Source organism: Streptomyces sp. NPDC048275, from assembly GCF_040652275.1.
Taxonomy (GTDB): domain Bacteria; phylum Actinomycetota; class Actinomycetes; order Streptomycetales; family Streptomycetaceae; genus Streptomyces.
This window is the reverse complement of record NZ_JBEZLR010000006.1, coordinates 108,021-132,052: the sequence shown is the minus strand read 5'-3', so window position 1 is coordinate 132,052 and position 24,032 is coordinate 108,021. Positions and strand designations below refer to the sequence as shown.

At 69.8% G+C, this 24,032-nt stretch carries 20 protein-coding genes, 2 pseudogenes and 2 riboswitches; of the genes and pseudogenes, 7 read left to right on the top strand and 15 right to left on the bottom strand.

Features of this window, described 5'->3' with window-relative positions; genetic code table 11:
- Positions 1-175 precede the first annotated feature (175 nt).
- Positions 176-478 (top strand): annotated as a pseudogene (locus AB0D57_RS06375) (hypothetical protein); the annotation flags it as partial.
- A 131-nt stretch (positions 479-609) separates the two neighbouring features.
- Here AB0D57_RS06375 and AB0D57_RS06370 read toward each other — a convergent pair.
- Positions 610-1,116 carry a carboxymuconolactone decarboxylase family protein gene (locus AB0D57_RS06370; RefSeq protein ID WP_362067630.1) on the bottom strand — a complete coding sequence of 169 codons (507 nt, stop codon included), beginning with the start codon at positions 1,114-1,116 and terminating at the stop codon, positions 610-612.
- A gap of 125 nt (positions 1,117-1,241) precedes the next feature.
- Between AB0D57_RS06370 and AB0D57_RS06365 the strand changes: the two genes are divergently transcribed.
- Together AB0D57_RS06365 and AB0D57_RS06360 are read left to right on the top strand one after the other, a co-directional pair.
- Positions 1,242-2,222, top strand: coding sequence for a pirin family protein (locus AB0D57_RS06365; protein ID WP_362067628.1), 981 nt, complete (start codon positions 1,242-1,244; stop codon positions 2,220-2,222).
- A 233-nt stretch (positions 2,223-2,455) separates the two neighbouring features.
- Positions 2,456-2,905, top strand: a complete 450-nt coding sequence (locus AB0D57_RS06360) for a VOC family protein (protein WP_362067626.1) — start codon at positions 2,456-2,458, stop codon at positions 2,903-2,905.
- Between the two features lie 60 nt (positions 2,906-2,965).
- Here the strand turns inward: AB0D57_RS06360 and AB0D57_RS06355 are convergent, their stop codons facing one another.
- From AB0D57_RS06355 to AB0D57_RS06315, 9 genes are all read right to left on the bottom strand, one after another.
- Positions 2,966-5,134, bottom strand: a complete 2,169-nt coding sequence (locus tag AB0D57_RS06355; protein ID WP_362067624.1) for a SpoIIE family protein phosphatase — start codon at positions 5,132-5,134, stop codon at positions 2,966-2,968.
- Between the two features lie 297 nt (positions 5,135-5,431).
- Positions 5,432-6,340: a squalene/phytoene synthase family protein gene (locus AB0D57_RS06350; protein ID WP_362067622.1), complete on the bottom strand. Its 909-nt coding sequence runs from the start codon at positions 6,338-6,340 to the stop codon at positions 5,432-5,434.
- A 130-nt stretch (positions 6,341-6,470) separates the two neighbouring features.
- Positions 6,471-8,405, bottom strand: a complete 1,935-nt coding sequence (locus tag AB0D57_RS06345) for an FHA domain-containing protein (RefSeq protein ID WP_362067620.1) — start codon at positions 8,403-8,405, stop codon at positions 6,471-6,473.
- A 230-nt stretch (positions 8,406-8,635) separates the two neighbouring features.
- Positions 8,636-10,648, bottom strand: coding sequence for a protein kinase (locus tag AB0D57_RS06340; RefSeq protein ID WP_362067618.1), 2,013 nt, complete (start codon positions 10,646-10,648; stop codon positions 8,636-8,638).
- A 343-nt stretch (positions 10,649-10,991) separates the two neighbouring features.
- Positions 10,992-12,074, bottom strand: a complete 1,083-nt coding sequence (locus AB0D57_RS06335) for a tartrate dehydrogenase (RefSeq protein ID WP_362067616.1) — start codon at positions 12,072-12,074, stop codon at positions 10,992-10,994.
- 112 nt (positions 12,075-12,186) lie between these two features.
- Positions 12,187-13,086, bottom strand: coding sequence for a LysR family transcriptional regulator (locus AB0D57_RS06330; protein WP_362067614.1), 900 nt, complete (start codon positions 13,084-13,086; stop codon positions 12,187-12,189).
- A gap of 41 nt (positions 13,087-13,127) precedes the next feature.
- The gene (locus AB0D57_RS06325) at positions 13,128-13,481 is read right to left on the bottom strand and encodes a glycerate kinase (protein WP_362067612.1); all 354 of its coding nucleotides are present in this window, start codon (positions 13,479-13,481) and stop codon (positions 13,128-13,130) included.
- On the bottom strand, positions 13,481-14,935 hold the full coding sequence (gene dctA, locus AB0D57_RS06320) for a C4-dicarboxylate transporter DctA (protein WP_362067610.1): 1,455 nt from the start codon (positions 14,933-14,935) through the stop codon (positions 13,481-13,483). The genes AB0D57_RS06325 and dctA overlap by 1 nt, the downstream gene beginning before the upstream one ends.
- 293 nt (positions 14,936-15,228) lie before the next feature.
- Positions 15,229-15,987, bottom strand: coding sequence for a DUF1775 domain-containing protein (locus tag AB0D57_RS06315; protein WP_362067608.1), 759 nt, complete (start codon positions 15,985-15,987; stop codon positions 15,229-15,231).
- Positions 15,988-16,115: 128 nt separating this feature from the next.
- Positions 16,116-16,299, top strand: a riboswitch (cobalamin riboswitch).
- A gap of 29 nt (positions 16,300-16,328) precedes the next feature.
- Between AB0D57_RS06315 and AB0D57_RS06310 the strand changes: the two genes are divergently transcribed.
- From AB0D57_RS06310 to AB0D57_RS06295, 4 genes are read left to right on the top strand one after another with little or no spacing between them, the layout of a single operon-like run.
- Positions 16,329-17,018, top strand: coding sequence for an energy-coupling factor ABC transporter permease (locus AB0D57_RS06310; RefSeq protein WP_362067606.1), 690 nt, complete (start codon positions 16,329-16,331; stop codon positions 17,016-17,018).
- Positions 17,015-17,392: an energy-coupling factor ABC transporter substrate-binding protein gene (locus AB0D57_RS06305; protein WP_362067604.1), complete on the top strand. Its 378-nt coding sequence runs from the start codon at positions 17,015-17,017 to the stop codon at positions 17,390-17,392. Before AB0D57_RS06310 ends, AB0D57_RS06305 begins: the two co-directional genes overlap by 4 nt.
- Positions 17,393-17,397: 5 nt before the next feature.
- The gene (gene cbiQ / locus AB0D57_RS06300; RefSeq protein WP_362067602.1) at positions 17,398-18,147 is read left to right on the top strand and encodes a cobalt ECF transporter T component CbiQ; all 750 of its coding nucleotides are present in this window, start codon (positions 17,398-17,400) and stop codon (positions 18,145-18,147) included.
- Complete coding sequence (locus tag AB0D57_RS06295; RefSeq protein WP_362067600.1) at positions 18,144-19,007, top strand: ATP-binding cassette domain-containing protein; 864 nt, start codon at positions 18,144-18,146, stop codon at positions 19,005-19,007. Before cbiQ ends, AB0D57_RS06295 begins: the two co-directional genes overlap by 4 nt.
- A gap of 135 nt (positions 19,008-19,142) precedes the next feature.
- On the opposite strand, the gene AB0D57_RS06290 is transcribed toward AB0D57_RS06295, so the two are convergent.
- The 5 genes and pseudogenes from AB0D57_RS06290 to AB0D57_RS06270 all read right to left on the bottom strand — a co-directional run bounded on the left by AB0D57_RS06290 (position 19,143) and on the right by AB0D57_RS06270 (position 23,989).
- On the bottom strand, positions 19,143-19,928 hold the full coding sequence (locus AB0D57_RS06290) for an ABC transporter ATP-binding protein (protein WP_362067598.1): 786 nt from the start codon (positions 19,926-19,928) through the stop codon (positions 19,143-19,145).
- Positions 19,925-20,947, bottom strand: coding sequence for an iron chelate uptake ABC transporter family permease subunit (locus tag AB0D57_RS06285; protein WP_362067596.1), 1,023 nt, complete (start codon positions 20,945-20,947; stop codon positions 19,925-19,927). The genes AB0D57_RS06290 and AB0D57_RS06285 overlap by 4 nt, the downstream gene beginning before the upstream one ends.
- The gene (locus tag AB0D57_RS06280; protein WP_362067594.1) at positions 20,944-21,978 is read right to left on the bottom strand and encodes an ABC transporter substrate-binding protein; all 1,035 of its coding nucleotides are present in this window, start codon (positions 21,976-21,978) and stop codon (positions 20,944-20,946) included. Before AB0D57_RS06280 ends, AB0D57_RS06285 begins: the two co-directional genes overlap by 4 nt.
- 36 nt (positions 21,979-22,014) lie before the next feature.
- A riboswitch (cobalamin riboswitch) is annotated at positions 22,015-22,211 on the bottom strand.
- 197 nt (positions 22,212-22,408) lie between these two features.
- On the bottom strand, positions 22,409-22,900 hold the full coding sequence (locus AB0D57_RS06275; RefSeq protein WP_362067592.1) for a peptidylprolyl isomerase: 492 nt from the start codon (positions 22,898-22,900) through the stop codon (positions 22,409-22,411).
- A 238-nt stretch (positions 22,901-23,138) separates the two neighbouring features.
- Positions 23,139-23,989: pseudogene (locus tag AB0D57_RS06270) on the bottom strand (methyltransferase domain-containing protein).
- Positions 23,990-24,032 lie beyond the last annotated feature (43 nt).

Genomic DNA, 24,032 nt, shown 5'->3' with positions numbered 1-24,032 from the left:
GGAACAGCGACCTGCGGCACCGCCCCGGGCGTCGGCTCAGAAGGGGGCCAACTCTCCCCGGCCCTCCGGGGGGGGAGGCACCGCGAACCACGTGTTTCACCCAACAGCCGGATACACCGGCCGCTCCGCAGGTTACGTCGGCCGCGCCTCAGACCGACGAAGCTGTGGCGCGGCCGCCTCCACACGCATCAACCCCCAAGTCGCCCACTACACCGGGCAGGCCGAACTCGCCGAGGTCATCCAGCAGGGCCTGGAAGCGCGTAAACAGGGCGACTTCGAGTACGCGACCGCCAAGCTGGGCCGCGCCGTCCAGTTGGCCGACGCCTCCGGCAACGACGACGCCGCGAAGCTGCCGGCCAAGGTGGTGGATGTCGTCGACGTCGCGAGCGGCACTGTGCGGCTCAAGGCCAGGGTGGCCAACGCGGACGAAATGACACTGGAAACGCGCTCGACGAAAACCGTACGTGTCAAGAAATAACGCGTGCCGCACTTGGAGGGGCAGAGAGAAAGAGCGACATGCCCCGTCAAAGCCCTCGACCGGAATCTGCACCTGTATCACCCCCCCGGGCGATTTCCTCACGCTGCCTGCCGAGCGGACCGAGGTGGCGATCACCCACGTGAGGAACCGGGTATCAGGGGCATCCCGCGGACGGGGTGCTTGCTCAGGATGGAGACCCGGTTGAACGCGTTGATGGTGATCGCCACCCAGATCACCGCGGAGATCTCGTCGTCGTTGAGGACCTGGCGAGCTGCATCGTAGGCGCCCTCCTGCGCGACGGCGTTCGCGGGTTCGGTGGTTGCCTCCGCCAGGGCGAGTGCCGCGCGCTCCCGCTCCGTGAACAGTTCGGTGTCGCGCCAGGCGGCCAGCACGCCCAGACGCTGGGTGGTCTCGCCGGCGCGCAGCGCGGCCCTGGTGTGCACGTCGAGGCAGTAGGCGCAGCCGTTGATCTGTGACACGCGGAGGTTGACCAGCTCTACCAAGCTGCGGTCCAGCCCCGCCTCGGCAGCGACCACGCGGACCGCTTCGGCCGTCTCGACCAGTGCGTGGTAGGCCTTGGGGCTCTGCTTGTCGATGAAGACCCGCCGGCTCGCGGGGGCTGCTGTGGTGTCACTCAACGTGGACTCCTTGAGGGCCGCTACCGGCCCTCGCTCGCTCTGCCGTGCTCGTGATGGGGCATGGACTTACTATCAGGCATGATTGTTGAATATGAAATCATCTTCGGGTGTGAGAGGGGCGTGTGATGAGCAACGTCGAAGTGGATCCCGCCGAACTGCGCTGCGGTACCGCGGACCAAGGTGAGGCCGCGCCGCAGGTCGACGTGCTGAGCGCGCGGGACGTCCCGTTGGGCGGGCCGAGAGCGATGACGGTACGGCGCACGCTGCCGCAGCGTGCCCGCACGCTGATCGGGGCCTGGTGTTTCGTCGACCACTACGGCCCCGACAACGTCGCCGACACGGACGGCATGGACGTCGGCCCCCATCCGCACACCGGCCTGCAGACCGTGAGCTGGCTGTTCAGCGGAGAGATCGAGCACCGCGACAGCATGGGCAGCCACGCGCTCGTACGGCCCGGTGAGCTGAACCTCATGACCGGCGGGTACGGCATCAGCCACACGGAAGTCTCCACCACCCGCACCACGATCCTGCACGGCGTCCAGTTGTGGGTGGCTCTGCCCGAAGAACACCGGCACACCGGCCGTGACTTCCGGCACTACGTCCCGAGCCCGGTCCGGGTAGGCGGGGCAGACATCAGAGTGTTCCTGGGATCCCTCGCCGGTGACACCTCTCCGGTACGGACGTTCACGCCCCTGCTCGGCGCCGAACTCGCCCTCGAGCCGCGCTCGACGACCACACTCCCGGTGGACGCCGCCTTCGAGTACGGCCTGCTCGTCGACCAGGGGGATGTCCGCATCGCCGGAACACTCCTGCGCCCGGCGGAACTGGGCTACCTCGGCACGGGAAACGACACGCTGACGCTGACGAACGAGACGGACACCCCCGCTCGGGCGGTGCTGCTCGGCGGGACGCCGTTCGAGGAGCAGATCGTCATGTGGTGGAACTTCATCGGCCGCAGCCACGAAGACATCGTCGAAGCCAGGGAAGCGTGGCAGAACGCATCCGACCGCTTCGGCACGGTCGACGGTTACGACGGCGACCGCCTTCCCGCGCCCGCACTGCCGAACGCCACCATCGCACCGCGCAAGAACCCGACGCGCCGCTGAAGGAGGCGACGGATGCCCCAACCCTACGAGTGATCGACTTCCGCAGCGTGATCGACTTTCGGAGTGAGCGGATGTCCTCCATCATCACGAGTGAGGGGCTTGACGGAGGGCTTCGGCAGGCCCGGCCCTCCGCCGTGGAGGCCGTCTCGGACCATCTGCCGGCACCCGGGAACGGGGCGACGGTCACCGGCTGCACCAGGGTCGACCAGGAACCAAAGACGATGGGGACTGACATGCGCCGTGAAGATCTCCCGGCCCCGCAGGCCGGGATCCTGCTCACGCACTTCCTCACCGTGGCCGACGTGGCCCGCTCGCGGGCCTTCTACACCGATGTGCTCGGCGGCGAAGTGGTTCTCGCCGAAAACCCGTGCATCGTCAAACTGGCCAACGCGTGGATCCTCATGAACCCTGGGGGCGGCCCGACCCCCGACAAGCCCGAAGTCACTTTGCATCCCCCCTCCGACCCCGGCACCGCGACCAGCTTCCTCAACATCCGCGTGGCTGACATCAACAGCTGTTATCAGGAGTGGAGCGACAAGGGCGCCCAATTCCTCACCCCGCCCATCGACCGCAAAGCGGAGCTGCGCTGCTACATGCGCGACCCCGACGGCTACCTCATCGAGGTCGGGCAGTCCACCGGCCTCCTTCAGGGCATCCTGGCCGACCCACCCGCCGGAAGCTGACCACGACGCCGAGAAGAAGAAACCAATCGCGGCCCGGCCGAGCAGTCCAGGACCAGAGGGCTACAAAAGCGCAAATGTCGGGAATCCGACGGACTCGTTCAGCTCCGCCCAGACCGTCTTGCCGCGCCGGGCGTGACGCGTGCCCCAGCGCTCGGTGAGTTGGGAGACCAGAAGCAGACCGCGCCCGCCCTCGTCGTAGACGCGGGCGCGGCGCTGGTGCGGGGTGGTACTGCTGGCGTCGGAGACCTCGCAGAGGAGGGCGCGGTCGTGGATGAGGCGCAGCTGGATGGGGGGCCTGCCGTAGCGGATGGCATTGGTGACCAGTTCGCTGACCACCAGTTCGGTGGTGAAGTCGAGTTCCTCCAGCCCCCAGGTGCTCAGCTGCTGGCAGACACTCGACCGGGCCCCGGCGACTGCGGCAGGGTCGGCTTCCAGGTCCCAGCTGGCGACCTGGCAGCTCCCGAGGGCGTGGGTGCGGGCCAGGAGCAGGGCCACGTCGTCGTCCGGGCGAACCCGCAGCAGGCTTTTGAGCACGGTGTCGCAGGTGGCCTCCAGGGAGGGAGCGGGTTGGGCGAGGGCCTGGCACAGCAGGGTGAGGCCGGTATCGATGTCGTGGTCGCGGGCTGCGATCAGACCGTCGGTGTAGAGGGCGAGGAGGCTGCCTTCGGGCAGGTCGACCTCCACGGCTTCGAACGGCAGGCCGCCCAGGCCGAGCGGCGGCCCCGGTGGCAGGTCGAGGATGTCGACGGTGCCGTCCCGGGTCACCACGGCAGGCAGCACGTGGCCCGCGCGGGCGAGGGTGCAGCGACTGCTGACGGGGTCGTAGACCGCGTACAGGCAGGTGGCGCCGATGGTCCCGCCGGCTTGGGCGTCCGGGCCGGTGGAGGCTTCTGCGGACACGCGGAGGACGACGTCGTCCAGGTGCGTGAGGAGTTCGTCGGGCGGCAGGTCGATGTCGGCCAGGGTGCGTACGGCGGTCCGGAGCCGGCCCATGGTGGCGGCCGCGTGGATGCCGTGGCCGACCACGTCGCCCACCACCAGGGCGACTCGGGCTCCCGACAGCGGGATGACGTCGTACCAGTCGCCGCCTACGCCGGCCTCGACGCCGGCGGGCAGGTAGCGGCAGGCGACCTCCACGGCGGACTGCTGTGGCGTACGCGACGGGAGCAGGCTGCGCTGGAGGCTGAGGGCGGTGGCGCGGGCGTGGGTGTAGCGGCGGGCGTTGTCGACGGCGACGGCTGCCCTGGCGGTGATCTCCTGTGCGAGGAGCAGATCCTCGTCGTCGTAGAGGCTGGGATTGCGGTGGCGGGAGAACTGCGCGACGCCCAGGACGGTGCCGCGGGCGCGCAGGGGAACGACCAGCAGAGAGTGGGTCTGGTGGGCGTCGATGCCGCGGCTGGGTCCCAGGTTCGCCGCCGAACGGTCGGGAAGCCCGTCGAAGTGGTGCCGTGAAGGCTGTCCAGTGGTCAGGGCGCGGTCGGGCGGCGATCCGTCCGGGTAGGTGTGGAGCTGCTGCTGCTCGATCGTCGCTTCCGGGCAGCCCTCGGTCACTGACCGCTGGGCGAACCGGCGCAGTACCAGCGATTTCTCCTCCGGGGTGTCGTGTCCGTGAATCGCGGAGTCGAGCAGGTCGACGGTGGCGAGGTCGGCGAAGTGCTCGGCGGCGAGGTCAGCCAGTTCCTGCGTCGTGCGGGTGATGTCCAGGGTGGTGCCGATGCGCATGCCGGCCTGGTTCACCATCGACAGCCGCCACCGCAGCCGGAGGTCCCGCTCTTCCTGGAACGCCGTGACGCCCTGCTCGGAGGCTCGGTCCACGTATTCGGTCGTCGTCGCGGTCAGTTTGCGTGCCGCCGCGCTGATCAGCTCGGCGTCGCTCGTCAGTCGCGGCAACTCTTCGAGCAGCCTGTCGAGAGCTATGCCCTGTGCGAGCCGGTGGGCCCGCAGCATCGCGCTGAGGGGTATCCCGCGCCGGGCCAGCCAACGCACGTGTTCGACGTCGGCGACGGGCGGAGCGATCCGGCTCGGCTCGATGCCGTGCTCGAAGCCGGTCAAAACGCGGTTCACGTGCCCGGTGATGTTCTCCGATGTCATGCGGGCGATGTCCGGGTCTTCCGACAGCTCAGGGACTTCACGCCGCAGGCACCGCAACACGTCGGCGATCAGCCTGTCCGCGCTCAGGCTGATCTCATGCGCGACACGGGACACAAGGCTGTCCGCGGTGAGGTCCACAAGAAAGACGTTACGCCGAACAGGCGAGTACGCATCGCGGGGAAGCGGACGAAGCGGGGCGCCTTGGCGACCATGCTGCTGCCCTGCCGCCGGTCGCTGGGTGCGCACGGCTACGGCCTCGTACGACCGCTCCTCGGCCGCCCCGTCCAGGTCGACCGCGAGACCCCCGCTCTCGGCTACCCGGCGTGTACTCCAGCTTTCTGCGCCACGCCGAGGCAGCCTCGGCCCGCTCGGGTGTGCGTCTCTCGCCCGATGATTGCCGACGGTCACGACGGCGTCGGGCTGATGGCACAGTTGTCAGCCCCCTTTGCGAACCCTTCGGCGAGCGCTCAGCAGCACCCGCAGCGACCTCACCAGCGGCGGCCTCGCCGAGCCGCGCAGCAACTTGGCACCACGCGCCAGCGCGGCATCAGCGGTCAGCAACTCGACCTCGACCAGCGCGTCCATCAGCGGGCGGTAAGGAGCTGGAGCCAGGGCGGACAATTCCCTGGCCGCCTCCAACGTCGTACGGGCCTGCCTGACTTCATGGCCCACCAGCTCCCGCACACCCGCGACTTCGCGGCCTGCCGCCAAATCTTCCAGCTTGACGGAGAAGCGTTCCAGAGTGTTCGCCGGGATGCCCAGCCGTCCCTCCCGCAGGTCCTCGGCGAGGTCGTTGACGAAATCCATCCGCTGGCTGCCGTCGATAAACGCCCGGCACGCCGTCCGATACGGCCCGTCGTCGCCCCCCGGCCCCAGCAGGGCGCCGACCAGCATGAACGCCGGCAGTGAATAGGCATCCACATAGGCCTGGTAGTCCGCCTCGTCGAGGAATCCGGTGAACTCCAGCTCAGCTGTCGCGGTGGACAGATAGTCTTCTACGGGCCTTCGAAGCCGCGGGTGGGCCGCAATGGTGTGAGCCAGCGTGCGGAGCAGCGGATCACCGCTCACTCCCGTGTCCAGCACCTGACGCACCTGCTGTTCCCAAGACGCCCACCCTGCGGCTCGCTGCGCCTTTGGACCGGTGTCCAGAAGGTTGTCCCCGTGGTGCATCACGGCTGTCGCCGCGACCACATGGGGCAGCATCGGCCGTGGTAGCAGCAGCTGAACCGCCAGGTACGAGGTACGGCGGAAGCGCGACACCAGCCGACGCTGAGCGTCGTAGTCCCTTCGCAACGCCGGTTCCTTGATCCCGGCTGCGTCCAGGCTCTCTTTCCACGCGTTCATGCCTTGATCGTATGCGTGCCCCCTTGACCTCATGGAGGCAGTGGCTCTGGGGGCCCGGCTGTGCCGGGCCCCCTTCTTCTGACAGCGGGACAGGATGTGAACCTTCGCCCTCAGGGGCTCAGTGCCCGCATCACGCCGGGTCGAGCGCCCCCGGCTGCCGCGGTCCTGCCGCCTGGCCGATGCGCGGATCGATGGGGCGGCCGACAAAGACCGGGGCGTCCGACTGGTAGAAGATGTCGATGTCGGCCTCCTCGCCACCGACGATCAGCGTGTCCCAGGCGCCGCTCTCCTGCAGGGCCCGCAGGGTCGACGGAGCAAGGGTGGACAGGTGGCTGCGCAGTTCCTCGTCGCTGGGCATTCCGGGGAGGCGGGGGGCGAGGCGCTCACGGATCGCACTCATCCGGTCCAGCAAGAGGTCCAGATCAGACCGCTCGGCGTCGGATTCGGCGACGGCCCGGTCCCCTTCCATGCTGTCGGCGATGATGTCCTTGATGGCGCGGGTCACGCCTCGTTCGTCGGTGGTGACCATGGCGTTCCAGGCCCGGCTCTTGTGCCGGTACTGGAGCATGGACATCGCCGCCTCGTGCCGGATGAAGTCGGCGTCGCGCAGCGGACGGCCCTGCCAGACCCGGCTGAGGGAGCGGGAGAGGGAGACAGCCGAGGCGAGGCCGCTGTTGAGGCCGCGCCCGGGCCAGAAGTGGATGGCGTTGGCCGCGTCGCCCAGCAGGAAGCCGTAAGTGCCGGTGCTCGTGGCGGTAGGGCGGCTGAGCTGGGCCGTGAACCGGGGGCGCTGCACCATGTCCAGCCGGAACGAGGTGATGGCGCTGAGATCGTCCTCGGGGACGCCGAACAACCTCAGGCCCTCCTGGATCTGCTTCCACAGCGGCGAGCTGCGCAGCAGGGCGGGCAGGAACAGGGTCCCATGGGTCGGGCAGACGAACTCGTTGTCCTCGTGGCGGCTCATCAGGCAGGGCCGCGCCGCCACGCACTCCTCGAAGACCTGCCGGACCGGGTCGATGCCGATCACGTTGCCGGCCTCCTCGCGGGTCAGCCTCATGTTGAGGAACCCCTCGCCACGCAGCGAGTTGAGCAGGAACCGGTTCTGCGCCACGGTCAACAGGACGCTCATGGGGTCCGAGAGCTGGGACTTGACCCGCAGTCCCAGCACCAGGTCCTGAAGGTGCTCCCCGTCGAGGGAGTAGATCGAGGAGTCGGCCGCACCGAAACGGTCCGCGAAGTGCTCCCGGGTGCGCGACCGGCCGCCTTCGCTGATCACCAGGACGTGTTCCTGGGAGAGCCGCTGCTGCTGCTCCGACGGATCGAATCGCTTCGGCACCAGGCGGATCGCGGACTTGGCGTTGGCCAGTTCCAGCAGCTTGTCCTCGATGTAGGCGATCCGGATGTTGCGGGGCGGGCGGCCGTCCACGGAGTCCGGTCCCAGGGGCCACATCTCGGAGAATCCGCCCGCGTCGAACAGCGCCGACTGCATCTCCTCGGTGAGCGCGAGGTACTGACGGCTCTGGACGGTGACGACCTGCTGGCGGCGGACGTTGCCCTGGGTCTCGTCCTTCCAGACCACGGTGGAGCCGTTCTTGATCCACCGGCCGTCGTAGACGGTGATGGACGCCTTCCCCGGCAGGGCGTTCTCCAGCAGCAGGGCGAAGGCGAGGCCGACCGGACCTCCTCCGGACACCGTGACCCGCAGCTCGCCCGGGTTCGCCGAGGCATTGGCGCGGGGCAGTTCGAGCTGGGAGAGGTCCAGGACCGTCTCCAGGGCCTCCTGCGTCTCGAACAGGAAGGTCTCGTCGCCGATGCGTATGGAGTCACCGGGCACGAGCACGTGACGGGTGACGGGCTGGTCGTTGACGAAGGTTCCGTTCTTGCTGCGGTCGTAGAGGACGAACGCGCCGTCCTCCGCCACAATCTCGGTGTGCAGACGGGAGGCGCTGACGCTGACGATGATCACGTCGTTGTCGCTCTTGCGTCCGAATCGCAGCGGAGCGTTGCCCAGAACCACGCTCTGACCGGCGAAGGGACCCGTGCGTCCCACGATGACCGACGACACAGAAACTCCTTGCGAAAGTCTCGGATGCGGGGAGAGGAACCGCACCCTGCGGTTGGTCCGCCACGAGGGTGAGAGTGGTTCGTCACTCCCACAGAACTCCGGTCCAGCGAGGCTCACTTGACCGGTATTGTCCGAGTCGGCCCGGCAGCGGTCCAACTCGTACTGATTGAAGTATGACCGACGCGCGGGGATGACTCTGCTGCGCGGCACCGACCTTGACGCCCGGTTGGCTAACCGCCCGTCGTCGAGGCGCATGTCACCGAGAACGACACCGAGTTGGACACCGTCTCGAACGGTGAGCGGATCTCCACGGCCATCTGGCTGCGGAGTGTTCCGCTCTGCGCATACGTCGACAGCCGCACCGTCTCCTGATGGGTGCGGGGGCCGCCTTCCGGGAACGCCAGCGTCCGCCACTGCCGGTCGATCACGGACCCGTTCGTCGAGACCCACCGGTACGAGAACTGGAAGGGCAACTCGGACACTTTGAAGGTCGCGGTGAACCAGGGAGCCTGCGAGTCCGCCGGGGGACAGTCTCCGACGTATGTGGTCGCGCCCCCGGTCACGGTGACCGAGACGGGCTGCTCGGCAGTGTCGCCGCCGCCGAGCGCATAGCCCAGGCCGCCTACGAGCAGCGCGAGCACGGCCGCTCCCGCCGCGGTCAGGTACCCGATGCGCCGTTTGCGCCTCGTGGGGCCGTGACCGGACTCTTCGGCGCCCTCGAGCTCGAGCGCCGCAGAAACGGCCGTGGGTACGGGCCCTGATACCGGGCCTGCCAATACGGTGGGCGACTCGGCGATGCCCGGGGCCGAGGCGGCCTCCGGCGCGGGACGTGGCGGGGCGGGAGAAGCGGGGACGTCAGGGACGCCGGGGACGCCGGGGCTGTCCACGGTGGGCAGGGAGGCGGCGCCGACGGACGAGCGGGCGCCCAGAGCGGCCGTCTCGGCGGTGGCCGCCGGTACGGCACCGGGAAGCGAGGGCTGTGCCGGGGCGGTGGGGGCGTCGGGGTGTGCCGGGGCCGTGGGTATGTCGACCGTGGCGGTGGGTGTGTCGGCCGTGGCGGTAGGTGTGTCGACCGTGGCGGTAGGTGTGTCGACCGTGGCGGTAGGTGTGTCGACCGTGCCCGCCGTCTTTGTTTCCGGCGCGGTGGAGGCGTGGGCGGTGTCCGCCGACGCCCCGGAAGCCGCAGGTCCCTTTGCTGTGGGGGCCTCGACTGTCGCCGCCATGTCCCTGGCGTCCATGGCGCTTTCCGGGACAGACGATGACGCCGAGACGGTCGGCGCCCCGGCCGTGGCCATCGGTGCGGTCTCCCCGAGCGGGGACTCGGCGGTGGGCAGCTCTTCGGTGGCCGGTGCGGGCAGCGGGGCGGACAGCGTGGCCGTGCCGGCGCCGGAGACGCCGTCAGCAGCACCAGTCAGGCGCAGCTCCTGCTCGGCCTGTTCGACCGACATCCGATCGTGGGGGTCCTTGCGCATCAGGCCTTCGATGACGGACACGAGGGGTCCGGCCCTGTGCGGCGGGGGCAACTCGTCGTCGACGATGGCACGCAGAGTGCTCAGCGGGCTGGTCCGGCGGAAGGGCGAACGGCCCTGGACGGCCGTGTAGAGCAACGCTCCGAGGGACCACAGGTCCGACGCGGGGCCGGGGTTCTGGCCCAGTGCCCGCTCCGGCGCCAGGTACTCGGGAGAGCCGACGAGCTCACCGGTCATCGTCAGCGCGGAATCCCCCTCCACGGTGGCGATGCCGAAGTCGGTGAGCACCACCCTGCCGTCGTCTGCGAGCAGGACGTTGGCGGGTTTCACGTCGCGGTGCAGCACTCCGGCGCCATGCGCCGCGCGCAGCGCGGCCAGTACCTCCGCACCTATGCGCGCGGCCTCCCGCGGTGTGAGGGCACCCTGGGAGCCGATCACGTCGGCCAGAGACCGGCCGCGGACGAACTCCATGACGATCCAGGGTCGGCCGTCGTCGGTGGCGACGTCGTGGACGGTCACCACACCGCGAGCACTGATGCGCGCCGCCGCCCAGGCCTCCCGCTCCAAGCGGGTGTACATCCGCTCGACCTGCGCTACGGCCAGTCCGACGGGAGCGCGTACCTCCTTGACGGCGACCTCGCGCTGCAGTACCTCGTCGCGGGCGCGCCATACGGTGCCCATACCGCCCTCGCCGAGAACGGACAGCAAGCGGTAGCGACCGGCGACCAGCCGTTCGGCACCCGCGTCCGACGACGACGTGTTCTGCTGTGGCATGAGGGCCGTACTCCCTGTCCATTGCGAACGGCCGAGGAGTGGCGACGCCCCCGTCCGATCCGTGGCCTGACGGGGCGTGGTCCCTTCGGTTCGGTCACGGCCGGACGTCCCGCCGGAGTTCACCTCCCGCCCCGGTCTACGGCGCGGACGGACCGGCGACGCACCGCGCCGCCGGCCGCGAAGGACACAGCCCCTGGACAGTATGGTCAAACACCTGATGTTTCGTGAAGTGCGGACCTGGGTGCGGGCTCGTCCTACCGCTCGCTGTGAGGAAGTTGTGACGTCGCGGTGGTCATGCCGTCGACTTTTTTTGTCCGGCCGTCAGAGGCTCAGCGCGTCGTCGTCAGACGTTCAGCGCGTCGATGAGGGCTTTGGTGACGTCCTCGGTGGTGGCGATGCCGCCGACGTCGCGGGTGAGGATGCCCGCGGCGGTCGTGGCCTCGATCGCCTTGTTCAGGCGGGCCGCCTGGTCGGGCAGGCCGAAGTGCTCCAGCATCAACGCCGCGCTGCCGACCGCGCCGATCGGGTTGGCCAGACCCTGGCCCGCGATGTCCGGCGCGGAGCCGTGGACCGGCTCGAACATGCTGGGGAAGCGGCGCTCGGGGTTGAGGTTGGCGCTGGCGGCAAGCCCCAGGCTGCCGGCCAGCGCGCTGCCGAGGTCGGAGAGGATGTCCGCGTTGAGGTTGGAGGCGACGACGACCGACAGGTCCTCCGGGCGCAGGACGAACTTGGCGGACATCGCGTCGACCAGGACGCTCTCGGTCTCCACGTCCGGGTAGTCGGCGGCGACCCGCTTGAACACGTCGTCCCACAGGACCATGCCGTACTGCTGGGCGTTGCTCTTGGTGACCGAGGAGACCTTGGGGCGGGTGCGGGTGCGGGCCAGGTCGAAGGCGAAGCGCATGATGCGTTCGCAGCCGACTTCGGTGAACAGGGACGACTGGATGGCGACTTCGCCGCCCTGCCCGCGGCCGGAGAGGTTGCGGCCGCCGAGGCCCGCGTACTCCCCCTCGCTGTTCTCGCGGACGACCACCCAGTCCAGCTCGGTGTCGTCGGCCTTGCGCAGCGGGCTGGTGACGCCGGGCAGGAAGTGCACGGGACGGACGTTGGCCCACTGGTCGAAGTTCTGGCAGATCTTCAGGCGCAGGCCCCACAGGCTGATGTGGTCGGGGACGGTGGGCCAGCCGACGGCACCGAAGTAGATGGCGTCGAAGTCCTTCAGGCGGTCCAGGCCGTCGTCGTCGATCATCTTGCCGGTGCGCTCGTAGAACTCGCAGCCCCAGGGGAACTCCTCCCAGGTGAACGCGAAGGCCCCGTGCGAGCCTTCGGCCAGGGCGTCCAGGACGGCACGCCCGGCGGCGACGACCTCCTTGCCCACGCCGTCGGCAGGGATGGCGGCGATACGGAACGTGCGGGGTGCGGTCATGGGGGCCTCCGGCTCGCTGTGGTGCGGTCGATTCGAGTCAACACAGCGGCGTCGGGGCGCGTCCAAGACCTGCTTTCGATACGACCCATAGGCCCGGCCGATCGGTTCGTCGTCAGGCGTCCCGTGCCCGGCGCTGGGCCAAGGACCTGGTGAGGGTGAGGAAGGCGCGGGCCGCGGGGGTGAGATGCGCGGGCAGGCTGACCATCGCCACGTGGAGGTGGGCGGTCGGCGCGATGGGTGCCACCGCGGCACCGCAGCGCCGGGCGAGCCTGGTCCAGGAGGACGGCAGGACGGCGACGCCCACGCCGGTGAGGACCAGGGGCAGGATGGACGTCCTGTGGTCGACGACCGTCACGATCTGGGTGCCGGTGCCGCCCGTGGTGATGTCGTCGACGATGCTGCGCATCAGGCTGCCTGTACGCGACGCGATGAGTTTCTGTCCGGCGAGGTCCTCGGGCCTGATCGTGACCCCGTCCTCGATGGCCCCGCCGGGCGCCGCGACGACCACGAACGGCTGGTCCTCGACGTGCAGGACGTCCAGCCCGGAGAGTTGCAAGGGGCTCGCCGAGCCCAGCAGCCCCAGTTCGCAGGCACCGCTGCGAACCAGGGAGATGACCTCGTCCGGGGTGAACGCGGCCTGGGTGCTCACCGTCACGGACGGATGCAGCTCGGCGAAGCGATGGATGAGGGTGGTCAGCGGTTCGATGCCCGGGGAGGGCATGGTGGCGACCTCGACCGTGCCGCCGTGCAGCCCGGCGAGCGCGGCGGCGGTGTCGCGTACGGCGGCCAGGTCCCGCAGGACGCGCCGGCTCGGCTCCAGCAGTTCCGCACCGGCCTCGCTCAGTACGACGCCCCGGCCCACCCGGTGGAAGAGGGCCACCCCGAGGTCGGCCTCCAGGTTCGCCATGGCCTGCGACAGCGAGGGCTGTGCCACGTGGAGCGCGGCCGCCGCCTTGCTGAACCCGCCGTGCTCGACGATGGCCAGGAAGTACTCCAGCTGCCGGGCGTCCACGGCGCCGCCTCCCGGTCGTAGCGTCGATCGATAGGCTCAACCTACCTTTCCGGCGACAGCGGGCCGCTGAGGGGCACCTCATGGTCACCGGAGCCGATCCAGCGCTCGGCAACGGTCCGTCCGCACTGGGTGAGCAGGCGGGCGGACAGCTCGCTGTCGTTCGCGCAGTCCTGGTCGGTCAGGTCCGTCAGGGCCTGGACGGAGCGGAAGTGGGCGGCCGTCCGGTCGGCGGGCAGCGTGCAACGGCCGGCCACGGCGTGCACCGCCCTCCCCTGCTGCCGGGCCCGACGAGCCGGCGCGACCGGCAGCTTGCCCGACAGGGACTGCTCGCCGAGGCTCCCTTCGCCGGTCACGACGAACTTGAACTTGTCCGGAGCCACCAGGATGGAGACCATCAGGGCTTCACCTCGGCCGGCATCGGAGCGGCGGCGCTCACGGCGTCCCTGTGCCTGGACGCGGGGACTTCGTGGCCGGCCTGGGCGGCGGGCGGCAGAACAGCCGCCCGGACTTCTTCGAGCTCGGTGACCGGTGGCAGATCTCCGGCCTTGCCGGACAGCACCGCGCGGGCCCTCGCCAGGTCCAGGTTGTTCTCCCACCTGGCGATGAACAGGGTGGCGACGGCATTGCCGGAGAAGTTCACCATGGCCCGGCACTCCGACATGAACTTGTCGATGCCGAAGACGAGCATGATGCCGGCCGCCGGGACCGTACCGACCGTGGACAGGGTCGCGGTGAGGGCGATGAAGCCGCCGCCGGCGACGCCCGCGGCGCCCTTGGAGGTCAGCAGCATGACAGCGAGCAGGCCGAGTTGCTGGGTGACCGACAGGGGCGTGTCGGTGGCCTGCGCGATGTAGAGGGTGGCGAGGGAGAGGTAGATCGCCGCGCCGTCGAGGTTGAAGCTGTAGCCGGTCGGCACGACCAGTCCGACCGTGGACCGCTCGACGCCCATGTGCTGCAGCTTGCGCATCAGCCCCGGCAGCGCGGGCTCGGCGGTGGAGGTGCCCAGGATCAGGAAGTACTCCTCCTTGAAGTAGCGGAAGAGCTGGAAGATGTTCAGCTTCACGTACGCGGCGAGCACACCTCCCAGCACCACCACGACGAACAGGGCGGAGGTGACGTAGAAGAGCAGGATCAGCGAGCCGAGACTGGTCAGCGTGGACAGGCCGAACTTCCCGATGGCGTACGCCATCGCGCCGAAGGCGCCGAGCGGCGCGGCCTTCATGACGAAGGACAGCACCTTGAACACGACCTCGGTGAGGCGGTTGACGCCGGCGATGATCGGTTCGCCCACCGCGCCGACCGACTTCAGCGCGATACCGAAGATCGCCGCCAGAAAGATGACCTGGAGGATGTCGCCCTCGACGAACGGGCCGAAGAAACTGTCCGGCACGATGTGGGTGAGGAACTCCCACCAGTGCTGGCTCTCGCCCTTCGCGATGTAGTCCCCCGCGTCGCCCGACGTGTGAAGGGTGGCCGGATCGGCGTGCACACCGTCACCGAGACGGAAGATGTTCATGGCCACCAGGCCCGTCGCCATGGCGACGATCGTGCCGACCTGGAAGTAGGTCAGTGCCTTGATACCGGTGAGCCCGACCTGCTTCAGGTTCGCGACTCCGGCGATGCCGCCGATGATCGTCAGGAACACGATCGGCCCGATCAGCATCTTCATCGCGGTGATGAACGTCGTGCCGATCGGCTCCATGGACGTGGCCAGGTCCGGCCACCGCCAGCCCAGGACGATGCCGATCACGATCGCCACCAGCACCTGCACGTACAACTGCCGGTACCACGGCTTGGCCGCGATGCGCGCGGCTTGTTCGGCTCGCTCGTTGCCCGGAGTTTGCGTCATTGCGGCCTCCCTGATCGCGCGACACCGAGCCCGATCGGTACGCGCCAGCTTGCGCCACAGTGAACCGGCCCCCGTGTGAAGCGGTCCACGACCAAAAATCGATGCCCCGTATAGGCGCGGCCTATCTGTTCTTTGCCGGAAGCCCGAGGCAGCCCGAGAGCCCCTTCACGTGGGCGAAGGGGATCTCAGCCACGGCAGGGAACCTCACCTCGAGCAGACCCGTCGCCCCTGCCTGTGCCGTGAGCACTGCTGGGGACCGGGCGGGAGGTTTCGTACGAGGGGGCTGCGGGGCGTCAGGCAGCGCCGCCGCGACGGCTCCTGAGCCACCACACCGCGCCGCCGATCGCGAGGACGGCGATGCCGATACCGACGGGCACGGCGACGGACATACCGTCGTCGTCCGATTCCTTCGCCACCGGCTTCGCGGACGCCGACGGCGCCCCGGAGGTGGGCTCGCCCGAGCCGGTGCTGGGCGAAGGCGAAGGCGAGGGCGAGGGCGAGGCCGTCGTCGTCTGTCCGGTGGGGCTGGGGCTGACGGGTTCGGCGCCGGGGGCGGCGGGCTTCAGCTCCAGGCGGGGTGCCGGATGGCCGTGGCCGTCCTCGCTCACCTCTTCGTCCAACTCGATCCAGCGGTCGACCTGGCCGTCGCTGTAGGTCTGCAGGGTCTTGAAGTCCAGCACCTTGACGTCGGGCAACTGCCGTACGGTGACGACGTACTCGGCGTCCTCGCCCACCGCGAGCTTCGGCCCGGACACGATGTACCCCCGGTTGGTGGGCGCGAGCTTCCAGCCCTTGGGCCCTTCCTTGTAGGAGATGTCCTGCGGGGTGATGCCTTCGGGCAGGATCACCTCCAGCTTGCTGATCCCCGCGGAGCCGGACTCCGACTCCGCGGTGAAGGTCAGCGCGACATTCTGGTCGAGGGCACGGGCGCCCTCCGCCTCGACCTCCGTATGGGCGGCCGCCGGTCCGGCGGTGGCGACGGCGACCGCGAGCGCGACCGCGGTGAGGACGCCGGAACGGCGAAGACTGAACGGCGATGTGAGGCGCGACACTTGTGGCTCCCTTGTGCACTGACTGTGGTCGGTGAATTCAAGCGCAGGCAAAGACTCGGAGCCAGGTGTGAGCGCATGCGCCGCCTTCACACCTCTGTGCCCCGCTTGTCACCCTCCCGGTGCACGCACTACTGTCACGACGCCTTGGTGCACGGGAAATCCGGTGTGATACCGGTGCGGCCCTCGCCACTGTGATCGGGAAGTCCGGCTCCAGCCCTCGCGGGCAGCCACTGGGTCCTCGGACCCGGGAAGGCGGAGTACGGGCGGTGGTACCCGTCAGCCAGGAGACCGGCCAAGGCGCGTCAACCATCCACGAGGTGCTGGAGAGGGTCTGCTGAGCCATGCACATAGCCGAGGGTTTTCTGCCCCCTGCGCACGCGGTCGCCTGGAGCATCGCGTCAGCGCCATTCGTCGTCCACGGAGTACGGTCCCTCACCCGTGAGGTCAGAGAGCATCCCGAGAGCACCCTGCTCCTGGGCGCCTCCGGAGCCTTCACGTTCGTCCTGTCCGCGCTGAAGCTGCCCTCCGTGACCGGGAGTTGCTCGCATCCCACCGGCACGGGGCTCGGCGCCATCCTGTTCCGGCCGCCGATCATGGCGGTGCTGGGCACCATCACCCTGCTCTTCCAGGCGCTGCTGCTCGCGCACGGCGGCCTGACCACACTCGGCGCCAACGTCTTCTCGATGGCGATCGTCGGGCCCTGGGCCGGGTACGCGATCTACCGGCTGTTGCGGCGGTTCGACGTGCCGCTGATGGTCGCGGTGTTCTTCGGCGCGTTCGTGGCCGACCTGTCCACGTACTGCGTCACCAGCGCGCAGCTGGCGCTCGCGTTCCCCGACCCGAGCAGCGGGTTCCTGGGCGCGCTCGGCAAGTTCGGCTCCATCTTCGCGGTCACCCAGATCCCGCTGGCGGTGAGCGAGGGGCTGCTGACGGTGCTGGTGATGCGGCTGCTGGTGCAGTCCAGCAAGGGTGAGCTGACCCGGCTCGGGGTCCTGCTGGCCGGCAAGAAGACCGAGGCGGTGGCCCGATGAGCAGAAACACGAAGATCAACGCCTTGCTGCTGCTCGTCGTGGCCGCGCTCGCCGTACTGCCGCTGGTCCTCGGCCTCGGCGACCACAAGGAGGAGCCGTTCGTCGGCGCCGACGCCGAGGCGGAGACGGCGATCACCGAGATCGATCCGGACTACGAGCCCTGGTTCTCGCCCCTGTACGAACCGCCGTCCGGCGAGATCGAGTCGGCGCTGTTCGCCCTCCAGGCCGCGATCGGTGCGGGCGTCCTCGCCTACTACTTCGGTGTGCGCCGCGGGCGGCGCCAGGGCGAGTTGCGAGCCCGGGCTCACGAAGGAACGGCCCCTGCCGGGACGGACTCGCAGACCACCGGGGAATCCACGGCGGGGCGGGCCTGAGACCCGTGCTGCCGATCGACGCGGCGGCGCACAGCAGCCACTGGCGCCGCCGCCACCCCGTGGACAAAGCCGTGCTCGGGCTGGGGCTCACCCTGCTCGCGATCTCCCTGCCTCCCTGGCCGGGAGCCCCCCTCGTGCTCGTCACGGCCCTCACCGTGCTGCTCGGCCCGGCGGGCGTACCCTGGCGCCGGCTCTGGCGCGCCTACCGCGTTCCGCTCGGCTTCTGCGTGACCGGAGCGGTCACGCTGCTCGTGCAGGTCGGCGGCCCGGACGGGTTCGTGACCCTGGCCGACGGGGGGCCGGTGCGCGCCGGAAAACTGCTGCTGCGCACCTCGGCCGCCTCGCTCGGCGTGCTGCTGTTCGCGTTCACCACGCCGATGTCCGACCTGCTGCCGCGCCTGGTGCGGGCCGGGGTGCCCGCGCCCGTGGTCGACGTGGCACTGGTGACGTACCGGATGAGCTTCCTGCTCCTGGACTCCGTGCGCCGGATCCGGGACGCGCAGGCCGCCCGGCTCGGGCACACCACACGGGCCGCCACCTGGCGCTCCCTGGCCGGGCTCGGCGCCACCGCGTTCGTCCGGGCCTTCGACCGGGCGACGCGGCTGCAGGCCGGGCTCGCCGGACGCGGCTACGACGGCACTCTGCGCGTCCTGGTGCCCGAGGCCCGTGTCTCCGTCCGCTTCACGGCCGCGAGTCTCGCGCTGCTCGCAGCCGTGGCCGTACTCACCTTCGTACTCGAAAGGCCGCCGGCATGAGCGAGCCCGCCCTCGTCGCACTCTGCGGCGCGTCCTTCGCGTACGAGGACGGGCCGCCCGTGCTCGACGGCCTCGACTTCGAGGTGCCGGAAGGACGCGCACTGGCTCTGCTCGGCCGCAACGGCAGTGGCAAGACCACGCTGATGCGGCTGCTCAGCGGCGGACTGCGGCCGCGCACCGGCCAGTTGACCGTCGAGGGCCGCCCGGTCCGTTACGACCGCAAGGGCCTGACGCGGCTGCGGACCACGGTCCAGCTGGTGGTGCAGGACCCGGACGACCAGTTGTTCGCCGCGTCCGTCGCCCAGGACGTGTCCTTCGGGCCGCTGAACCTCGGCCTGCCCGACCCCGAGGTACGGGCGCGGGTCGACGAGGCGCTCGCCGCCCTGGACATCACCGCCCTGGCCGACCGGCCCACGCATCTGCTCTCGTACGGGCAGCGCAAGCGGACCGCGATCGCGGGTGCCGTCGCGATGCGGCCGCGCGTGCTGATCCTCGACGAGCCGACCGCGGGGCTCGATCCCGACGGTCAGGAGCGGCTGCTCGCCACCCTCGACGCCCTCCGTAGGAGCGGCACCACCGTGGTGATGGCCACGCACGACGTGGACCTCGCCCTGCGCTGGGCCGACGACGCGGCGCTGCTCACCCCGTCCGGTGTACACATGGGACTCGCGGCCACGACACTGGCCCGCACGGATCTCCTCCAGCAGGCGGGGCTCCGGCTGCCGTGGGGCATCGCCGCGGCGCAACTGCTGCGTGCGCGGGGACAGTTGGACGACGCGGAACCCGGTCCGCGCACGGCGGACGAGCTGGCCGCCCTGGCCGTGGCACAGACCACGCCACGGATACCGGCCGAGGGCTGACGCGCCGCGGGCACGGCCGGTCGTGGTGGACGAAAGGAGATGCCCGCCGCGGCCGGCGACAACGTCGCAGATGGGCGTGCCAAGCCCCGCGTCCGCGGCATGATCCGCCGGACAGGCCCTAGGGGGTGGGTGTCGTCAGGGCGACCGGTCGCGGGCCAGCGTGCCCAGCACCCGGATGTGCGGGCGGCCGTCGCCCGCCGGATGGCTCACCGCGACGCGGACCCCGTAGACCTCGGCGATCAGTTCCTCGGTGAGCACGTCGCCCGGCGTGCCCGCGGCGACGACCCGCCCCCGCCCGAGGACGACCACCTGGTCGCAGTACATCGCGGCGAGGTTGAGATCGTGCAGGGCCACCACGGAGGTGACGGGCAGAGCGGAGACCAGGTCGAGGACGTCGAGCTGGTGCTGGAGGTCGAGGTGGTTGGTGGGCTCGTCCAGGAGAAGTTCGCGCGGCTCCTGGGCGAGGGCGCGGGCGATCTGGACGCGTTGGCGTTCGCCCCCGGACAGGGTGTGCCAGGGCTGGTCGGGGCGGTCGGCCAGGCCGGTGCGGTCGAGTGCGGACCGTACGGCGTCCTCGTCGGCCGGGGTCGGCGGGATCCAGGCACGCCGGTGCGGGACGCGCCCGAGTCGTACGACCTCGGCGACGCTCAACTCGACCTGCGTGTCGGCCTGTTGTTCGACGACGGCGACGCGTCGGGCAATGTCCTTGCGGCGCAGCTCGGCCAGGGGACGGCCGTCCAGGGTGACCACTCCGGAGGCCGGCGCCAGGACGCCGCACAGCAGGCGCAACAGGGTGGACTTGCCGGAGCCGTTGGGGCCGAGCAGGCCGGTCATGGCTCCGGGGGCGGGCGTGAGGCCGACACCGTCGAGGATGAGCCGGCCGCCCGCGGTGCGGGAGACGCGATCAGCGCTGAGGGTCATGGTGCGCTCCTCACGGACCGGTGTGTGCGGTAGAGGACGGCGACGAAGGCGGGGACGCCGACGAGGGAGGTCATGACACCCACCGGGATCTCCAGCGGTTCGAAGAGGGTGCGGGCCAGCGTGTCGATCCACACCAGGAAGACCGCGCCGCCCAGCGCGGTGGCGGGCAGCAGCCGCCCGTGCCCGGGGCCGACCAGGGCCCGGGCGGCGTGCGGGAGCACCAGGCCGACGAAGCCTATGGCGCCGGCGCTGCTCACCAGGGCCGCGGTGAGCAGAGCGGTGACACTGAGCAGGACCAGGCGCGTGCGGGCGACCTGGACGCCGAGCGTGGCCGCCGCGTCCTGCCCGAAGGCGAAGGCGTCCAGCGTCCTGCCGTACCCGAGGCAGACGGCCAGGACGAGCAGCAGCACGGCCAGGCACAGCCACACGTCGGTCCAGCCGGCCCCGCTGAGCGAGCCGAGCAGCCAGAACAGCACGGCACGGGTGGTGTCGGCGTCGGCCGAGGTGACCACGACGAAGGAGGTGAGCGCCGAGAACAACTGCATCGCGGCGACGCCGGAGAGCACGACCCGGTCGGTCGTCCCGCCGAGGGTGTGGGCCAGCAGGAGCATCAGCGCGAACGAGCACAGCGCGCCGACGAAGGCCCCGCCGGACAGGGACAGCGCCCCGCCGCCCGCGCCGAGCACGACCACGAGGACGGCCCCGGTCGACGCCCCGGAGGACACGCCGAGGACGAAGGGGTCGGCGAGCGGGTTGCGCAGCAGGGACTGCATCACCGCGCCGCACAGGGCGAGTCCGGCCCCGCACACCGCGGCGAGCAGGGTGCGGGGCAGACGCAGGTTCCAGATGATGCCGTCGCGGATCGGGGTGAGGCCGGAGGCGTCGCCGCCGAGGTGGGAGACGAGGACCGACCACACATCTGCGACGCCTATGTCGGCCGGGCCGATGGTGAGGGCCACGGCGACGGAGGCCGCCAGCGCCACCAGACCCGCCGCCCAGCGCAGCAGGGCCGGGGTCACTTCGCGAGGCCGAAGTCGCGCAGCCCCTTCGCGACTTTTTCGATGCCCTCGACCGTGCGGATGGTCGGGTTCATGGCCTGCCCGCTGAGCAGGACGTACCGCTTGTGCTTGACCGCGTCCATGTTCCTGGTGACCGGGTTGGACTCCAGGAACTCCATCTTCTTGGCGGCGCTCTCGGCGGTCTGCGACTTGCGGGTGAGGTCGCCGATCACCAGGACGTCGGGGTCGCGGTCGGCGACGGTCTCCCAGTTGATCTGGGGCCACTCGTCGGTGGTGTCGTCGAACACGTTCTTCGCGCCGAGGGTGTTGGTCATGAGGCCAGGTGCACCGCAACAGCCCGCCATATAAGGGGAGTCGGAGTTGGCGAACCAGTACAGGAGGGTGACGTCCGAGGCGTCGAGCCCCTTCGTCGCCTTCGCCACCCGGGACTTGAGGTCCGCGACCAGTTCCTCACCTCGCTCTTCCACGCCGAAGACGCGGGCCAGATCACGGACTTCGCGGTAGACGGTGTCCACGGTCAGCGGCTTCGTGCGCACGCCGTCGCCGTCGCCGCTGTTGTCCTTGCCCTCGCAGTCGGAGGGGGAGAGATACGTGGGGACGCCGAGCTTCTCGAACTGCTCGCGCGTGGCCACGCCGCCCTTGCCGAGCGTGGAGGCGAACGAGGCCGCGACGAAGTCCGGTTCACGGTCGAGGACCGTCTCGAAGGACGGCGCGTTGTCCGCCAGCCGCTTCACCTTGGCGTTCGCCTTCTCGAGCCCCTTCGTCACGGGGTCGGTCCAGGTGGCCGTACCGACCATGCGGTCGGCAAGACCCAGGGAGAGCATGATCTCGGTGGTGCCCTGGTTGAGGGAGACGGCGCGCTGCGGTCCGGCCCCGCTGACCTTCACGTTCTGCCCGCAGTTCTCGATCGACCGCGATGTGTCCGCCGCCGATCCCTCGGATCCGCCTGCGCCTCCACCCCCGCAGCCGGCAAGGAGGACTGTCCCGCACAGGAAGGCGGCGGACAGGGATGTGGCGCGCGTGACGGACACTGCTGTTCCTCTACGTCAAGGGCCCGTACGCGGGGCCCGACCGTACCGTGTGCCAGCAGGTTTTCGGACTCGGGGTCACTCGGACACGGCGCCTTCCCGGACCTCACTGGTCCAGTGGCCGAATAGCCGTGCCCGTCACCCTCACCGCTGCGCGTCAGTCCCGGATTCACACCGGATTCCCTGACCTTCGTACGTCGTCGTACGAAGGTGCGACTGGCCAGCGCAAGCTATCACGAGGCTCGAAGAGAAGAGCCGAGTCCCGGGACGTGGGGCCGGGCGGACGACCGCCGGCTTCGACGAAGCGCGCCATCACAAGCGCAGCTCCGTCGAGCGGGCGAACAATCGGCTCAAGCGGCACAGGACCGTGGCCACGAGGCACGACAAACGTGACAGACGTGACAGAGGTGAATCCTGTGTGCGGTCGGACCGCTCAGACGGTTCCGCAGTCCGAGATGACGATCTTCTTGGCGGTACCACCGGAGCGGCTGCCGAGCGCCTCGATCGCCTTCACGACGTCCAGGCCCTCCACGACCTCACCGAAGACGACGTGCTTGCCGTCGAGCCAGTCGGTGATGATCGTGGTGATGAAGAACTGCGAGCCGTTGGTGTTCGGGCCCGCGTTGGCCATGGACAGCAGGCCCGGCTTGGTGTGCTTGAGCTGGAAGTTCTCGTCGGCGAACTTCTCGCCGTAGATGCTCTTGCCGCCCGTACCGTTCTGGTTGGTGAAGTCACCGCCCTGGAGCATGAAGTCCGGGATGACCCGGTGGAACGGCGAGCCCTTGTAGCCGTAGCCGTGCTCGCCGGTGGCCAGCTCACGGAAGTTCCTGGCCGTCTTCGGGACGACGTCGTCGTACAGCTTGAACTCGATGCGGCCGAGTGGCTCGCCGTTCGCGGTCACCTCGAAGAAGACGTTCTGGCTCATAGCTCTGCCCCTCTGGATTCGAATGGTCGCACCCGAGCATAGAAGATCTTCGTACAAAGGCCTGACAGGCGGCCCCAGTGTCCGCTTGATCACATCCCCGGGCCGTCTTCGCTCTTTCGCGAGCAGCTGCGGCACCAGGGCCTGTCGTTTGGATCAGGTCGCGGGGAATCGACGATGCCTTGTCGCCGCAGACGCGCGTGCCAGACCCCGCTCACCGGCGTGATCCAAACGACAGGACCTAGGTGCCGCCGGTGGAGCCCTTCCACCAGACGAAGACCTCGGTGCTCGGCCGGCGTTCGGAGAACCGGGCCGACGGGGAGACCTCCCGCAGCAGTCGACGCAGGTCTGCTTCGAAGGCGTCGAGGCGCGCGCCGAACAGGTGCGGAGCCGAGGACGACATCGAGAACACCCACGCGACGACGTCGTCGATCGTGCGTTCCAGCGCCTGCCCGCCGGGAACGACATGGCGCTGGGGGCCGGAGAATCCCGCCCGGGCGAGCACCTCGGCCTCGCCGCCGACTGTTCCCTGCGGCAGTACTCCGCGGCCCGCTCGCCGGACCGGTCCCAGGTATCGCCTCACCAGCTCGTCCATCGCCGCGTAGGGCACCGCCGGATGGGAAGACCGTCGACGGTCCGACGCTCCGTCTTCAGGTCCGAGATGTGCACCAACGCCCCGGCGGGCCGGAGCATGTCCCTGATGGTTGCCGCCACCAGGTCGCGGTCCATCCAGTGGAAGGACTGACCGAAGGTCGCCACCGTGAACGTCCCGAGGCCTGCGGGCAGATCCTCGGCCCGGGCCTGGACCCACTGTGCCTTTTGGGCCACTCCCGCCTCGGCGGCCGCACGTCCGGCTTCCGCGATCATCCCGCCGTCCGGGTCCACACCGACGATCTCACCGACAGCGTGCGCCAGACTCAGGGCAAGGGTGCCCGGCCCGCATCCCACATCGAGAAGCCGCCCCTGGCCGTCGAGCTGCAGAACCTCGGCGAGAACGTCCGCCAGTCCGAGGGCATAAGGAAGCCTGCCGCGCTGATAGTAGGCGGCCGCGCCGGAGAACAAGGTGTCGTCCCACTCCCAGCCGACCGCCACATCCACTCACCCCTCATGACTCATGACCCATGTGAAGATCTCG

Excerpts from the sequence above, each read along its gene's own strand:
- AB0D57_RS06365 (WP_362067628.1), top strand. The coding sequence starts at position 1,242 with ATGAGCAACGTCGAAGTGGATCCCGCCGAACTGCGCTGCGGTACCGCG.
- AB0D57_RS06360 (WP_362067626.1), top strand. The coding sequence starts at position 2,456 with ATGCGCCGTGAAGATCTCCCGGCCCCGCAGGCCGGGATCCTGCTCACG.
- AB0D57_RS06350 (WP_362067622.1), bottom strand. The coding sequence starts at position 6,340 with ATGAACGCGTGGAAAGAGAGCCTGGACGCAGCCGGGATCAAGGAACCG.
- AB0D57_RS06340 (WP_362067618.1), bottom strand. The coding sequence starts at position 10,648 with ATGCCACAGCAGAACACGTCGTCGTCGGACGCGGGTGCCGAACGGCTG.
- AB0D57_RS06335 (WP_362067616.1), bottom strand. The coding sequence starts at position 12,074 with ATGACCGCACCCCGCACGTTCCGTATCGCCGCCATCCCTGCCGACGGC.
- AB0D57_RS06325 (WP_362067612.1), bottom strand. The coding sequence starts at position 13,481 with ATGGTCTCCATCCTGGTGGCTCCGGACAAGTTCAAGTTCGTCGTGACC.
- dctA (WP_362067610.1), bottom strand. The coding sequence starts at position 14,935 with ATGACGCAAACTCCGGGCAACGAGCGAGCCGAACAAGCCGCGCGCATC.
- AB0D57_RS06310 (WP_362067606.1), top strand. The coding sequence starts at position 16,329 with ATGCACATAGCCGAGGGTTTTCTGCCCCCTGCGCACGCGGTCGCCTGG.
- AB0D57_RS06305 (WP_362067604.1), top strand. The coding sequence starts at position 17,015 with ATGAGCAGAAACACGAAGATCAACGCCTTGCTGCTGCTCGTCGTGGCC.
- AB0D57_RS06295 (WP_362067600.1), top strand. The coding sequence starts at position 18,144 with ATGAGCGAGCCCGCCCTCGTCGCACTCTGCGGCGCGTCCTTCGCGTAC.
- AB0D57_RS06290 (WP_362067598.1), bottom strand. The coding sequence starts at position 19,928 with ATGACCCTCAGCGCTGATCGCGTCTCCCGCACCGCGGGCGGCCGGCTC.
- AB0D57_RS06275 (WP_362067592.1), bottom strand. The coding sequence starts at position 22,900 with ATGAGCCAGAACGTCTTCTTCGAGGTGACCGCGAACGGCGAGCCACTC.